General features: G+C 62.3%; 12 protein-coding genes. 4 read left to right on the top strand and 8 right to left on the bottom strand.

All coding sequences use genetic code 11. The features are described 5' to 3' along the window. Positions 1-77 precede the first annotated feature (77 nt). A complete protein-coding gene (ampC, locus tag BT204_RS08395) occupies positions 78-1220 on the top strand; it encodes a class C beta-lactamase (protein WP_072446339.1) in 1143 nt (380 codons plus the stop codon). A 193-nt stretch (positions 1221-1413) separates the two neighbouring features. Here ampC and dctM read toward each other — a convergent pair whose 3' ends face one another. The 8 genes from dctM to BT204_RS08355 form a co-directional block, all read right to left on the bottom strand. Further along, positions 1414-2694 carry a C4-dicarboxylate TRAP transporter large permease protein DctM gene (dctM, locus tag BT204_RS08390; protein ID WP_014718351.1) on the bottom strand — a complete coding sequence of 427 codons (1281 nt, stop codon included), beginning with the start codon at positions 2692-2694 and terminating at the stop codon, positions 1414-1416. Beyond that, positions 2694-3326 carry a TRAP transporter small permease gene (locus tag BT204_RS08385; RefSeq protein ID WP_060764246.1) on the bottom strand — a complete coding sequence of 211 codons (633 nt, stop codon included), beginning with the start codon at positions 3324-3326 and terminating at the stop codon, positions 2694-2696. Before BT204_RS08385 ends, dctM begins: the two co-directional genes overlap by 1 nt. Positions 3327-3527: 201 nt before the next feature. Next, positions 3528-4511 (bottom strand): TRAP transporter substrate-binding protein, encoded by a 984-nt coding sequence (locus tag BT204_RS08380; protein ID WP_034125997.1) that lies wholly within the window; start codon positions 4509-4511, stop codon positions 3528-3530. A gap of 214 nt (positions 4512-4725) precedes the next feature. Next, a complete protein-coding gene (locus BT204_RS08375) occupies positions 4726-5544 on the bottom strand; it encodes an HpcH/HpaI aldolase/citrate lyase family protein (protein ID WP_072446336.1) in 819 nt (272 codons plus the stop codon). A gap of 14 nt (positions 5545-5558) precedes the next feature. After that, positions 5559-6752, bottom strand: coding sequence for a CaiB/BaiF CoA transferase family protein (locus tag BT204_RS08370; RefSeq protein ID WP_072446334.1), 1194 nt, complete (start codon positions 6750-6752; stop codon positions 5559-5561). Positions 6753-6762: 10 nt separating this feature from the next. Continuing rightward, on the bottom strand, positions 6763-8112 hold the full coding sequence (locus BT204_RS08365) for an MmgE/PrpD family protein (protein WP_072446332.1): 1350 nt from the start codon (positions 8110-8112) through the stop codon (positions 6763-6765). 11 nt (positions 8113-8123) lie between these two features. Further along, a complete protein-coding gene (locus tag BT204_RS08360; RefSeq protein ID WP_072446330.1) occupies positions 8124-9287 on the bottom strand; it encodes an acyl-CoA dehydrogenase family protein in 1164 nt (387 codons plus the stop codon). A 28-nt stretch (positions 9288-9315) separates the two neighbouring features. Further along, positions 9316-10134 carry an HTD2 family dehydratase gene (locus BT204_RS08355; RefSeq protein WP_072446329.1) on the bottom strand — a complete coding sequence of 273 codons (819 nt, stop codon included), beginning with the start codon at positions 10132-10134 and terminating at the stop codon, positions 9316-9318. Positions 10135-10379: 245 nt separating this feature from the next. Here BT204_RS08355 and BT204_RS08350 point away from each other — a divergent pair, with 245 nt between their 5' ends. The 3 genes from BT204_RS08350 (at position 10380) to BT204_RS08340 (ending at position 14027) form a co-directional block, all read left to right on the top strand. Then, entirely contained in the window at positions 10380-11279 is a 900-nt protein-coding gene (locus BT204_RS08350) for a LysR family transcriptional regulator (protein WP_034126002.1), read from the top strand. Positions 11280-11395: 116 nt separating this feature from the next. Beyond that, positions 11396-13219: a serine hydrolase domain-containing protein gene (locus tag BT204_RS08345; protein ID WP_072446327.1), complete on the top strand. Its 1824-nt coding sequence runs from the start codon at positions 11396-11398 to the stop codon at positions 13217-13219. 16 nt (positions 13220-13235) lie between these two features. Continuing rightward, the gene (locus BT204_RS08340; protein WP_072446325.1) at positions 13236-14027 is read left to right on the top strand and encodes a MipA/OmpV family protein; all 792 of its coding nucleotides are present in this window, start codon (positions 13236-13238) and stop codon (positions 14025-14027) included. The last annotated feature ends 137 nt before the right edge of the window (positions 14028-14164 follow it).

Here is a 14164-nt window from a genome sequence, read left to right as displayed (position 1 = left end):
CACCCGGAAATCCACCTACATTTGCCACGCCTGCGCAGGTTCCGATCGTCATTGCCTTATTTACATGGAAGCGAACCATGAAACATACCCTGAAAAAATATGCGGTTTCAGCCTTGTTGCTCGGCGCCGGCAGCTGCATGGCCGCCACCGACATGCGCCAGGTCGTGGACAGCCACGTCACCCCTCTGATGAAACAGCAAGGCATCCCGGGCCTGACGGTCGCGGTCGTCCAACACGGCAAGGTGCAATACTTTAACTACGGCGTCGCCGCCAAAGACACCCAGGCACCCGTCACCGAAAACACCCTGTTCGAAATCGGCTCAGTGAGCAAAACCTTCAACGCCACCCTCGGCGGGTATGCCCAGGCCATCGGCAAGCTCAAGCTGTCGGACATGACCAGCCAACATCTGCCCGTCCTGGCTGGCAGCGCGTTCGATCGCATCAGCCTGCTGCAACTGGCCACTTACACCGCCGGCGGCCTGACGCTGCAGTTTCCGGATGCCGCCGACAGTGCAACCACCATGATGGATTACTTCCAGCATTGGAAACCCACTTATGCGCCGGGGGAACAACGCCTTTACTCCAACCCCAGCATTGGCCTGTTCGGTTATGTGACCGCAAAAAGCCTGGGCCAGCCTTTCACCGTCGCCATGGAAAAAACCCTGCTGCCCAAGCTGGGCTTGACCAATACCTATACCCGCGTCCCCGCCGACAAGGCCGGCCAGTACGCCCAGGGCTATGACAGCCAGCAGAAACCGGTACGCGTCAACCCCGGCGCCCTGGACTTCGAAGCCTACGGCATCAAGAGCAGCAGCCAGGACCTGGCCCGCTACGTGATCGCGAACATGCACCCGCAAACCCTGGAACAACCGGTGCAACAGGCCATTGCCACCACTCACGCCGGCTACTACACCGTCAACGGCATGACCCAGGGGCTGGGCTGGGAACGCTACCCCTACCCCATCAGCCTGCAAGCGTTGCTGGACGGCAACTCCACACCGATGGCGATGGAGCCGCACAAGGTCACCTGGCTGACACCCGCCCAGGCCGAGCCGGCCAACGTGCTGTACAACAAAACCGGGTCCACTGGCGGCTTTGGTGCGTACGTGGCGTACGTGCCAAGCAAGGACATGGGGGTGGTGATCCTGGCGAACCGGAACTACCCGAATGCCGAAAGGGTGAAAGTAGCGCACGCGATCTTGAGTGCGATGGACCAATAAGGCCGCCATCGCAGGCAAGCCTGCTCCCACATTTGGATCGCGGCGCGTCAGTTAGATCAGCGTCCGCCGTTGGGTAGTCACGGGAGCAAGCGCCCTCGCCACAGGGCCTGCGTCGTCCCTGAGTTATGTAGATACCTATGCCCCGATGAGGGAGTGTCTGACTCATCGCCATCGGGGCAAGCCCCCTCCCACCCTACATTCCGAGCCACTGCGGCAGCGCCAGGGAAATGAACGGCAAGTACGTCACCATGATCAGGAACACCAGCAAAATCATCAGCCACGGCATCGCCGCGCGAATAGTCTGCCCCAATGTCAGCCCGGTCACCGCCGAAGTCACGAACAGGTTCAGCCCCACCGGCGGGTGCACCAGGCCGATTTCCATGTTCACCACCATCACAATCCCCAGGTGAATCGGGTCAATGCCCAGCTTCATCGCAATCGGAAAAAAGATCGGCGCCAGGATCAGCACAATGGCCGAAGGCTCCATAAAGCTGCCGGCAATCAGCAGCACCACGTTGACCATGATCAAAAAGCCAATCGGCGTCAGCCCTTCCGAGATTACCCACGCGGTGATTTGCTGGGGGATCTGTTCGGTGGTCAGCACGTGGGCAAACAGCATGGCGTTGGCGATGATGAACATCAGCATGATCGACAAGCGCCCCGACTCCAGCAGCACCTTGGGGCAGTCGCGCAGCTTCATGTCCTTGTAGACGAACAGCGCGACGAATGCTGAATACACGGCCGCCACTGCCGCCGCTTCGGTCGGGGTGAACATGCCGCTGTAAATGCCGCCGAGGATGATCACCAGTAGCAACAGGCCCCAGAACGCTCGGCGTGCACAGCTCAGCCATTCACGGAATGTCGCCCGGGGTTGCGCCGGCAGCTTCTTGATGCGGGCGACGATGTAGATCGCGACCATCAACATCAGGCCCAGCAGCAAGCCCGGAATCACCCCGGCCATGAACAACTTGCCCACCGAGGTTTCGGTCGCCGCCGAATACACCACCATCACAATCGACGGCGGGATCAGAATGCCCAAGGTCCCGGCATTGCAGATGATGCCCGCACCAAATTCTTTCGGATAACCGGAACGCACCATGCCCGCCACGGCAATCGAACCCACTGCTGCCACCGTGGCCGGTGACGACCCGGACAGCGCTGCAAACAGCATGCACGCCAGCACCGCCGCAATCGCCAGGCCACCGCGGATATGCCCGACACAGGCGTTGGCAAAGTCGATCAGCCGCTGGGCCACGCCGCCGGTGGTCATGAAGGCACCGGACAACAGGAAAAACGGAATCGCCAGGAAGGTGTAAGCATCGCTGGTTTCAAACAGCTTGATCGCCAGGGAACTCACCGAGTCCTGGCTGAACATCAAAATCGACACCGCACCGGACAGCCCCAGGGCAATCGCAATCGGCACGCCCAGGAACATGAACACGAACAACAGCAAAAACAGACAGAGCACGGCCATCAGTGACGCTCCTCATGGCTGCCGGCCAACTTGCTGGCCTCACCGGCCTCGTCGGCCAACCCCAACCCGACCTGGCGGTGGGTAAAGATGCGGTAGAAAATTTCCAGGTAGCGGATCAATACCAACGCAAAGCCAATGGGCACGATCACCACGATGTCGCCGACATCGATGCCGAACTGGTCGAGGTCTTCGGCGCCGATATGCGCGGTCATCACCGCACTTACCCACTTGTAGCTGGCCACCATGAACAGCCCGGCATAGGCCAGGCAGCACAGGCAGGCGAGCATGCCGAGCAGACGCTGCACCGGGCGCCGGGTCAGCCGCACCAGCGCGTCCACACCCAGGTGGCCAGCGGTGCGCACACCGTAGGAAATGCCGAAGAAAATCAACCAGCCGAACATGGCCTTGGTCAGCGCCACACTCCAGGTCATCTCTTGGGCCCAGGTCATGGTGCCGTCGCCCAGGGCATTGAAGAAGGGGCTGCTCCAGGCCCATTTGTCGGCCAGGGCAAAGAACAGGGTGTAGACGTTGTTGAGCATGACGTAGACGAACGTCACCAGGGTCATGGCGGCCAGCAGGAAAGCGATAAAGCCTTCCTCCAGGTGCTCCCAGACGCGTCTTAGCGTTTGCATGGCAAAACCTCGCGAGGCAGAGATAGGTAAAAAGCCAGGTCAACCTGCTAGATCGTTCCCACGCTCCGCGTGGTAATGCCGCCCCGGACGTTCCACGTCCTGTATCACGCCGTGCGTAAGGCGACGCGGAGCGTCACGGGATGCATTACCACGCGGAGCGTGGGAACGATCAGTCGCGGGCAAGCCCGCTCCCACAGGGGATTACTGATTGGACTGGTCCGCCGCCTTGATCAGGCCGGCCCCAATCTCGCCTTCGAACTTCTGCCACACCGGGCGCATGGCTTCGCGCCACAGCGCACGTTGCTCGGGGGTCAGTTCGATGATTTCGCTGGTCTTGGCGTCGATGATCTTCTGCTTGGCCGACTGGTTCAGCGCTTCGGCCTGCTTGTTCACCTCTACGGTGACCTCGGCCATGATCTGCTCCAGGGTGCTGCGCACATCCGGCGCCAGGCCGTTCCAGAATGTCGCGTTAGTGATCACCATGTAGTCGATCAGGCCGTGGTTGGACTCGGTGAAGTACTTCTGCACTTCGTTGACCTTCTGGCTTTCATAGTTCGACCAAGTGTTCTCGGTGCCATTCACGGTACCGGTCTGCAGGCCCTGGTAAACCTCGGCAAAGCTCATCTTGCGCGGGTTGGCGCGGATCGCCTTGAACTGTTCTTCGAGCACACTGGAAGCCTGCACGCGGAACTTCAGGCCACGGGCGTCCTTGGGTTCATGCAGGGCCTTGTTGGCAGAGAGTTGTTTGAGGCCGTTGTGCCAATAGGCCAGGCCGAGGATGTTTTTATCCTGCATCGAGGTCAGCAGTTGCTTGCCCTGGGCCGCCTGGAAACGGTCGACGGCGGCCAGGTCGTTGAACAGGAACGGCAAGTCGTAGATCTGCACTTGCTTGGTGTAGTGCTCGAATTTGGCCAGGGACGGGGCCAGCATCTGCACATCACCCAGCAGCAATGCTTCCATTTCCTTGCCATCGCCAAACAGCGACGAATTCGGGTACACCTCGACCTTGACCTTGCCGGGCAGGCGCTCTTCAGCAAGCTTTTTGAACAGCAGCGCGCCTTGGCCTTTAGGGGTGTTTTCAGCAACCACGTGGGCGAACTTGATCACAATCGGGTCTGCCGCCTGGGCCAGGCCAGCGGTAAACAAGGTGGCGGCGCACAGCAGCGCCCGGGAAAGCTTGAGCATGGGAATCACCTTCTTATTGTTGTGTTTAAGGCAAGGTGCCTGATGTTACGCGTGTCGTGAATTTCGAATTTTAGATACCTGCGTTCGGCCTGGCCGAATGCGTCCAGTGTGGGAGCTGGCTTGCCTGCGATAGCGGTGTGTCAGGCAACACAGACATTGACTGTTCTGCCGCTATCGCAGGCAAGCCAGCTCCCACATTTGGCTCCAGGTTCCGTCAGTCAGAGCTGGCAGTGAGCAGCCGTTGCGCGCGCAGCAACACCGGCGCATCCACCATCTGCCCATCAATCTGATAAGCCCCTGTCCCATGGGCGCCCGCCTCCACCACCCGCCTGGCCCAGGCCAGCTCTTGGGCGCTCGGCGCTAGCGCGGCATGGATCACCGCCACTTGCTTGGGATGAATGCACAACGCCCCGGCAAAACCCATCTCATAGGCGTGCCGGATCGAACGGTGCAGGCTTTCGGGGTCGTCGATGGCCGGGTGCACGCCGTCCAGCGGCGCCGCCAGGCCCGCGGCGCGCGAATGCACGATCAACGCCAGGCGCGCCTGGTCGAGGGCCAATTCGGCGGCACGGGAGTGACTGCTCAGGTTCAGGTCCAGCGCCAGGTCCAAGCCACCGAACGACAGGCGCTCCACCTGGGGCGCCTGGGCAATCTGCGCCAGTGCCAGCAAACCGCGTGCGCTTTCGATAATCGGCCAGATAGCCTTGCCGGTCGCGGCCACCACAGCCACCTGGGCCGCGCTTTCGACCTTGGGCAGCAATACCCCGGCGACATTTGCATGGGCCTTGCAGAACGCCACGTCCTCAAAATGCTCGGCATGTTGCGGCGCGTTGATGCGCACCCACACCTGGGCCTCAGGATGGGCGTGCAGGAACGCGCCCAGATTATCCCGGGCCTGACGTTTGAGCGGCTCTTCCACCGCGTCTTCAAAATCCACAATCACTGCGTCGGCGCCGCTGGCCAGGGCCTTGGCAAACCGCTCCGGGCGGCTGCCCGGCACAAACAGCGCAGAACGTACTAATGGCTTTGGCATCACGTGATTCCTGATTAGATAACGCCGCGCTCGCGCAGACTGTTAATGGCCTCAATGGAGTAACCCAACTGGTCGAGGATGCCTTGGCTGTGTTGCCCCAGCGCTGGAACGCCGTCCATGCGCGGGGTAAACGCGGCGTTACGGGCCGGTGGCAGCAGCGAGGGCAACGGCCCCGCCGGGCTGTCGACGTCACGCCAGCTGTCGCGGGCCTTGAGTTGCGGGTGGTCCCACACGCCTTGCATGTCGTTGACCCGGGCACTGGCAATTTGCGCGTGCTCCAGGCGCTGGATCACCGCCTCGACGTCCAGTGGGGCAAAGCGCTCCACAATGATCTGGCGCAGCACCTCGCGGTTGGCCGAGCGCTTGAAATTGGCGCTGAAGCGCTCGTCCGTCGCCAATGCCGGGGTGAGCAGCACTTTGTCGCAGAACGCCGCCCATTCGCGCTCGTTCTGCAAGCCGAGCATCACCGTGCCGCCGCCCCCGGTGGGAAACGGCCCGTAGGGGTAAATCGTCGAATGCGCGGCACCCGCACGCGGTGGCGGCGGCGCGCCGTCGAAGGCGTAATACATCGGGTAGCCCATCCACTCCACCAGGCTTTCGAGCATGCTCACATCGATGCGACTGCCCTGGCCGGTTTTGCCGCGTAGCAGCAGCGCCGACAGAATGCCGCTGTAGGCGTACATCCCGGCGGAGATATCCGCGATGGAGCAACCGGCCTTGGCCATCTGTTCTTCTTCTGGGCCTCCGGTCACCGAGAGGAAGCCGCCCTCGCTCTGGATCAGCAGGTCGTAGGCTTTCTTTTTCTCGTAGGGCCCGCCTTCGCCGTAGCCGGAAATATCGCAGACGATCAGGCGTGGAAAGCGCACGTGCAGCGCCTCGAACGATAAGCCCATGCGCGCTGCCGCGCCGGGGGCAAGGTTCTGCACCAACACATCGGCATCGGCCAAAAGCGCATCCAGAATAGCGCCCGCCTCGTCCTGCTTGAGGTCCAGGGTCAGGCTTTCCTTGGAGCGGTTGGTCCAGACGAAATGCGACGCCAGGCCACGCACCCGCTCGTCATAGCCACGGGCGAAGTCGCCGGTGCCGGGGCGCTCTACCTTGATGACCCGGGCACCGAGATCGGCCAGCTGGCGCGTGCAAAATGGCGCGGCAATCGCGTGTTCCAGGCTGACGACGGTGATGCCGTCCAGCGGTCGTTGTTCAGTCATGACAAATCCCTCAAAGCCAATGGGCCATGGACGCGGTAGTGCGCAGGTTCCACACCTGCTCGATCAGGCCTCTGGCCTGGGCCGGGGTGCGGGCGCCGCTGAATTGGGCCAGGCGCTGGAATTTATCCGCCAGTTCGGCCCGACTCAGGGTGTTGCCCGGGTCGCCCTTGGGTTCATCAATGGCACCGCGCAGCGTGCGGCCATCGGTGGTGGTGACCGTGACGCGGCCCAGCCAGCGTTGCGGGTAGGCGTTGTCGACTTCCGCGTCCAGGGTCATGCAGACCTTGTCGCGAAACGCCGCGACCGCAGGATCGGTCAACGCCAGCTCATGGAATTCAGGCAAACCGGCTTTGCCATGCACAGCGATCAGCCCAAGCACCGTGCCCATGGAAAATTTGGCCTGGTGCACGGTGGCCGGCACCGTCACTCGGCCGAGTACGTCAATGGCGCCTTGGTGCACGTGGGTTTGCACCTGGGAGATCTGCGCAGCGCTCAGGCCTTCACGCTGCATCACGTCCAGCAGCGCATCGGCAGCAGGATGGGTGTGGCGACAGGAGGCGTGGAATTTGAACGAGGTTTCCACCAGCGCCCAACGGCTGCCCAGCTCGGAAGACAATTTGCCCGGTTGGGCATCACTGGACATACCGGCCGCCAAACCTTGCTCACCTTCAAGGATATTGCGCGCGCCGGTCAGCCCATCGGCCGTAAGGTAAGCCGCCAGCAAGCCGTCCGCCGCCGCCTTGGCCGTGTGCAGTTGCTTGGAGTCGGCGGCATCGCGCAGAAACTCCCACAGCCCGGCAGCCTGGGTGCCGGCGCTGCCGAGCAGGTTGATGAATTGTTCTTCGTTGAAATCGAGCAACTTGCCCACCGCGACCGCCGCCGCCAGGGTGCCGACCGTGGCCGTGGTGTGGAAGATGCGGTAGTGCGAGCGGCCCATGAACTCACCGATGCGAATCCCCGCCTCGTAGCCGGCCACCGAGGCCAGCAACAGTTCACGGCCAGACTTGCCGAGGTCCTGGGCAGCCGCCAACGCGGCGGGAAACACCACGGTGGCCGGGTGCAGCACGGAACTGTTGTGCAGGTCATCCTGCTCCACCAGGTGTGAGGAGGCGGCGTTGACCAGTGCGGCGAAATACGCGCTGGTGCCGGTGCCGTTGACGATCATCTGGGCCGGGCCGCTGCTCGGGCCCATCTTCTGCGCGTAGCGTTCAAACAAGGGGATCGGGTGCGCGCCTTGGCTGGCCAAGGCTGATGCGAGCCAATCCAGGTACAGCTCTTCGGTGCGCGCCAGCACGGGCTCGGGCAATTGTGAGTACGTCAGCTCGGCCAGGAACCGGCACAGGGCTTGGGTATGATGCATGCTCAAGGCCCTCAGAAGCTGCGTGGCAATTCGAGCAAATGCTCGGCCACGTAGGACAGGATCAGGTTGGTGGAGATCGGCGCCACCTGGTACAGGCGGGTTTCGCGGAACTTGCGCTCCACGTCGTACTCGCAGGCAAAGCCGAAGCCGCCGTGGGTTTGCAGGCAGGCGTTGGCCGCTTCCCAGGACGCCTTGGCCGCCAGGTACTTGGCCATGTTGGCACTGGCCCCGGCGTTCTTGCCGCTGTCGTATTCCTCGCAGGCACGCCAGCGCATCAGGTCGGCCGCTTCGATCTCGATATGCGCCTCGGCAATCGGGAACTGCACGCCCTGGTTCTGCCCGATTGGCCGGCCAAACACCACACGGTCGCGGGCATAGGCGCTGGCCTTTTCGATGAACCAGCGGCCGTCACCGATGCACTCGGCGGCAATCAGCGTACGCTCGGCATTCAGGCCATCGAGGATGTATTTGAAGCCCTTGCCCTCCTCGCCAATCAGGCTGTCCAGGGGCAGCTCCAGGTTGTCGAAGAACAGCTCGTTGGTCTCGTGGTTGACCATATTGGCGATGGGCTGCACGGTGAGGCCGTTGCCGATGGCCTGGCGCAGGTCCACTAGGAAGATCGACATGCCTTCGGACTTTTTCTTTACGTCGGCCAAAGGCGTGGTGCGCGCCAGCAGGATCATCAGGTCGGAATGCTGTACCCGAGAGATCCAGACTTTCTGGCCGTTGATCACGTACTTGTCGCCGCGCTTGATCGCCGTGGTCTTGATCTTGGTGGTGTCGGTGCCGGTAGTGGGCTCGGTGACGGCCATCGACTGCAGGCGCAATTCACCGCTGGCCAGCTTGGGCAGGTAGTAGCGTTTTTGCGCCTCGCTGCCGTGACGCAGCAGGGTGAACATGTTGTACATCTGGCCGTGTACGGTGCCCGAGTTGCCGCCGCAGCGGTTGACTTCCTCAAGGATCACCGAGGCTTCGGCCAGGCCCAGGCCGGAACCGCCGTATTCCTCGGGGATCATGGCCGACAGCCAACCGGCGTCGGTCAGGGCCTTGACGAAGGCTTCAGGGAAGCCTTTTTTTTCATCGATCTTGCGCCAGTAAGCGGCATCGAACTCGGCGCACAAGGCGCGCACGCCTTCGCGGATGGCCTTGAGTTCTTCGTTGTCATGGGCATTCATTAACGGCTCTCCGCCTGTTGTTATCGGGTTATTCGAAATGCACTTGGGCGGTCTGTGCCAGGCCTTCAGTGTTGCCAGCCCAGAGTTCTGCGACGCCGGTTGCGGTGATGCGCCCGCCGACCTCAAAAGGCTGTGGCGCAATCAGTGGGCGCACGCCGCGATAGGCAAAGCGGCGCAGGGTCGCCTCAGGGTGCGCCCGGCAGAACGCACGCAGGTTCAAAGTGGCGATCAGCGGGCCATGCACCACCAGGCCGGCATAGCCTTCGGTGCCGGTGACATAGGGGTAGTCGTAGTGGATGCGGTGGCCGTTGAACGTGACGGCGCTGTAGCGGAACAACAGGGTCGGCGTCGGCTCGACGGCCTCTGTCCATTCGCCCCGGGCCAGCGCGTCGCCGCTGCCAGGCTTGGGTGGCGTGGGTTCGCGGTAGACGATGTCCTGTTCCTCGCGGATGGCCAGCCGCCCTTCCTGGGAGTAGTCATGGCGCACAGTGACAAATAGCAGTGAGCCGGTGCGCCCGGTCTTTTCTTCGACCTGGGTGATGGTCGACACGCGCGTAGCCGCCTCGCCAGCCCGCAGTGGCTGCAGAAATTCAAGACGCCCACCGGCCCACATGCGATTGCGGTTATCGGCCGGCGGCAGGAACCCGCCGCGTGCCGGGTGGCCGTCGCTGCCCAACGCCACCTCCGGCAGCGGGTCCTGGAAAAAGCACCATTGCCACAACGCAGGCACAGCGTCGCCGTCGGCAGGCACCTCTTCACCTAACGTCGCGGCGATGCGCTTGAGCAGGTTATGACTCAGGTGGTCGTGGGCGGTCTCACTTCGGCCGATCCAATCAGTGGCGCTCATCGGGTGCAGGTCCTCAGGCAGTGGGTGTCTGCCGTGGATCATGCAAGGGCCTGCCCGTTCTGAGAATTTGCATTTCAATAAACCAGCGTTCGGTTAAGCTGAACGCACCATTCCTATGCGTACCTCTTGTGGCGAGGGAGCTTGCTCCCGTTGGGGCGCGAAGCGGCCCCAAAAAACAGGTCTGCTTCGCAGTCCAGCGGGAGCAAGCTCCCTCGCCACGGGTGATCACAAGCCTGGAGTTTTGCATGCACTTCGATCTCGCCGACCTGCGCCTGTTTATCCATATCGCCGAATCCCCCAGCCTCACCCAGGGTGCCAAGCGCGCCTTCCTGTCGCCGGCTGCCGCCAGTGCGCGGATCAAGGCCCTGGAAGGTCAGCTCGACACGCGCCTGTTGTACCGCGACAGCCGAGGCGTGGAGATCACCCCGGCAGGCGAGCGCCTGTTACACCATGCGCGGTTGATCATGCGCCAGGTGGATTACCTCAAAAGCGAGTTCACCCAATACGGCGTGGATTCGGCCGGGCATATCCGTATCTTCGCCAACACCACGGCGGTCACCGAGTTTTTGCCGGAGGTCTTGGCAGGCTTTCTGTCACAGCGCCCGGGCGTCACCGTCGACCTGCAGGAGCGCCTGTCGCGGGACATCGTGCGTGGGGTGCTCGATGGCACCAGTGACATGGGCATCATCGCCGGCCCCGTGGAAGCCTCCGGCCTGCAAGTGTTGCATTTCAGCACCGACGAACTGGTGCTGATGGTACCCGTCGGGCATCCGTTGGCCGACCAGCCTTCGGTGACCCTTGAGCAGACCCTGGCGTATCAGCATATCGGCCTGCATGAAGGCAGCACGCTGTTGAGTTTCCTGCGCGAACACGTCGAGCGTCTGGGCAAGCAATTGTCGCTGCGTATCCAGGTCTCGAGCTTCGAGGCGATCTGCCGGATGGTCGAGGCCGGCGTGGGCATTGGCATCATTCCAGAGTCCGCCGCCCTGCGTCACAGCCGCACCATGCAGCTGGTGACGGTAAAACTGGACGAGCCCTGGGCGATTCGCGAGCGCAGCATCCTGGTACGCGAGCTGGAAGCGCTGCCGGGGACCATACGCGCCCTGATCGCCACGTTGATGCCTGCCCCCCTGGGCAAATCCTGATGTTTTTATAAGCGGCCGTTAACAGTCTTTGACAGTTTCCCGACAAAGCACTCAAAGATTCTCAGTACCCGCCGCCCTAGCATTCCAGCATCCAAATCATCATTCGGGTGCTCTTGATGTTTCGCAGACTGCGCGGTATTCCGCTATTGGGTTGCCTGTTGGGCAGTATCGGTTGCCACTCGCAACCGCCTGCCCCGCCGCCGATTCAAAAAGGTGATTACGGCGCAATCATCCGCTACCTGCAAACCCGCATTCCCCAGGAGATGGCGCGGGACAATGTGGCGGGATTGTCGATTGCCCTGGTCAATGGCCAGGAGCTGATCTGGGCCCGCGGCTTTGGCCTGGCTGACAAAGACCTGGGGGTGCCGGTCACGCCCAATACCGCGTTTCGCGCAGGTGGCATCTCCAAGCTGCTGAGCGCCACGGCAGCGCTGCAACTGGTGGAGCAGCAACACCTGGCGCTGGATGCGCCGATCCAGCAGACCCTGCGTGAGTTCTACGTACGCTCCCGCTTTCACAGCGACCAGGCCGAGGCGGATCGAGCGATCACCTTGCGGCGCTTGCTCAGCCATCAATCCGGCTTGCCCAGCGAGCACCTGCGCGACCTGCGCAGCACCTATGCCATGGGGCAGATGCCGATGCGTGTGTCGGGTGTGTGGCTGAGCAGCCTGCCGGGTTCCCAGGTGGCGTATTCCAACCTTGGCTATGCCTTGGTGGGCGCCGCCATTGAGCGCAGCAGCGGCAAAAGCTTCGAAGCCCAGTTACAAAGCAGCCTGCTCACACCCTTGAGAATGAACCAGTCCAGTTTCCTGGGCACCGGTGCGCAAATGAGCTATCGCGCCCACGGCTACGAGGATGGCAAGGCCAGCACCGACCCACAGGTGCGTGACCTCGCCGCCGGCGGCCTGTGGACCAGCCCCAAAGACCTCAGCCGCTACGTACGCATGCTGTTTGCCAAGGGCACCTACAAGGGCAGCCAGATCCTCGGTAGCACGTCTATCGACGCCATGTTTACCCAGCAAAACACCGGCAATGCCTTGGATTTCGACTGCCAGATGGGCTTGGGCTGGTTCTTGGCGCCCTGTGGTGACGAGCCCATCGGCCCCGGTGTGCGCACCTACCAGCACAGCGGTGGCGGCGACGACTTCGTGGCCCAGTTGACCCTGCTGCCGGATCAGCAACTGGCCGTGGTCATCATGGCCAACGACAGCAACGCCGAAGACATGGTGGTGTCGCTGACCACCGACAGCCTGCGCCTGATGCTCCAGGCTCAGACCGGCAAGCCCGTATGCGCCGATGACTGCCAGGCCCCCAGCCACGGCCTCAAGCTGCGCCATGTACCGGCGGCGGTGGATCGCAAGCGTCTGGCAGGCTTCTACGCCACCGCCTGGGGCGTGTTCCGCATCAGGGATGAGCATGCGCGCTTGAGCGGTGAACTGGCCGGCTACAATTTCCAGCTATTGCGTGATGAGCAAGGCTGGCTGCGGGCGCAGAAAAAGATACTGGGGTTCTGGCGCAAGGACCTCGGCGAGTTGGGCCGCGTGCAGCTGGATGTGCTCACGGTACAAGGCCGCCAAATGCTCACCGCCCGCAGCCACGGCCAACGCATTGCCATCGGCGAGCGCATCGAGCCGCCGCCCTTGTCCGCCGCGTGGGCCAACACGGTCGGCACCTACCAGGTGCTCAGCAGCCATGAACCCGACGCGCCATTGAGTGGCATCAGCGTGCGCCAGGAGGACGGTTTCCTGGTGATTCGCGGCCAATTGCACGGCGAGCCGCTGACCGACTACATCCTGCTGCCCATCGACAACGCCCATGCGGTGCTGGCCGGCAACGGCTACGGCCTGGGCGATACCGTCAGCCGCCAGGTCAACGGCCTGAGTGCTTCGGGCTACTCGTTCAAACGCACCCATTCACCCCACACACCCTTGAACCTCTAACCAGGAAAACACCCTGATGCACTCAAAAAACCTGTGCCTGTCATTGACCTCACTGTGCCTGCTCGCCGCCGCCGATACGGCGCTTGCCGAAGACTGGCAATACAGTCTCGAGGCCGGCATGGCCAACGCCCCCCGCTACAGTGGCAGCGACGAACGTATGACGGCGCCTGTGCTCGGCGGCAGAATCATCAGCCCCTGGGGCGTCTTCCTCGACACTGATACGGGCTTGGGCTGGGGTTACGAAGGCAATGCCCTGAGCTTCAGCGCATACGTTGGCGCAAGCGATTCGCGCAAGGATAAAAATGAAAGCATGCATGCCGGCTCCAAACGCCTCAAAGGCATGGGCGAGATCAAGTCACGTCCGCAATTGGGGGTGAGTGCCGCCTACAACCTCGGAGGTGTGATCATCGGCGCCACCCTGGAACATGCGCTTGAAGAAGATAAACACAAGGAAACCGGCAAAGCTTTTACCCACCTGGAGTTGAGCCTGGGTACCAATCTCTATGAAGGCCGCTACGGCTCCGTCGATGCCGCCATCAACAGCCACTTCGGTGACCGCAACTACCTGCAAACCTGGTACGGCGTGACTGCCGACCAGGCCACCCGCAGCCGCTTCAAGGAATACAAGGCAAGGGCCGGCAATATCAGCAATGGCATGAACCTCTCATGGAGCGTGCCGATCAACGAACACACGCAGTTCTCGACCTTGCTGGATGTGCAATACCTGGCGGATGAAGCAGGCAAGAGCCCGATCGTGGAGCAGCGGCTGCAGGCATCGGTGTTGGGGGAGCTGCAGTACACCTTCTGATCTGACTTGCCCTCTGTAGGAGCGAGCTTGCTCGCGAAAAACTCGCAGGCGCCGCGTTTATCCAGAGAACACGCGTTATCGTTGAGGCTTTTCGCGAGCAAGCTCGCTCCTACAGGATGGCATTGGGGCAAGCCCCC

Source organism: Pseudomonas sp. NFPP02 (genome assembly GCF_900119355.1).
GTDB classification, from domain to species: domain Bacteria; phylum Pseudomonadota; class Gammaproteobacteria; order Pseudomonadales; family Pseudomonadaceae; genus Aquipseudomonas; species Aquipseudomonas paracarnis.
Note: the sequence above shows the minus strand (reverse complement) of the source record. Positions and strands in the feature narration are given on the sequence as shown.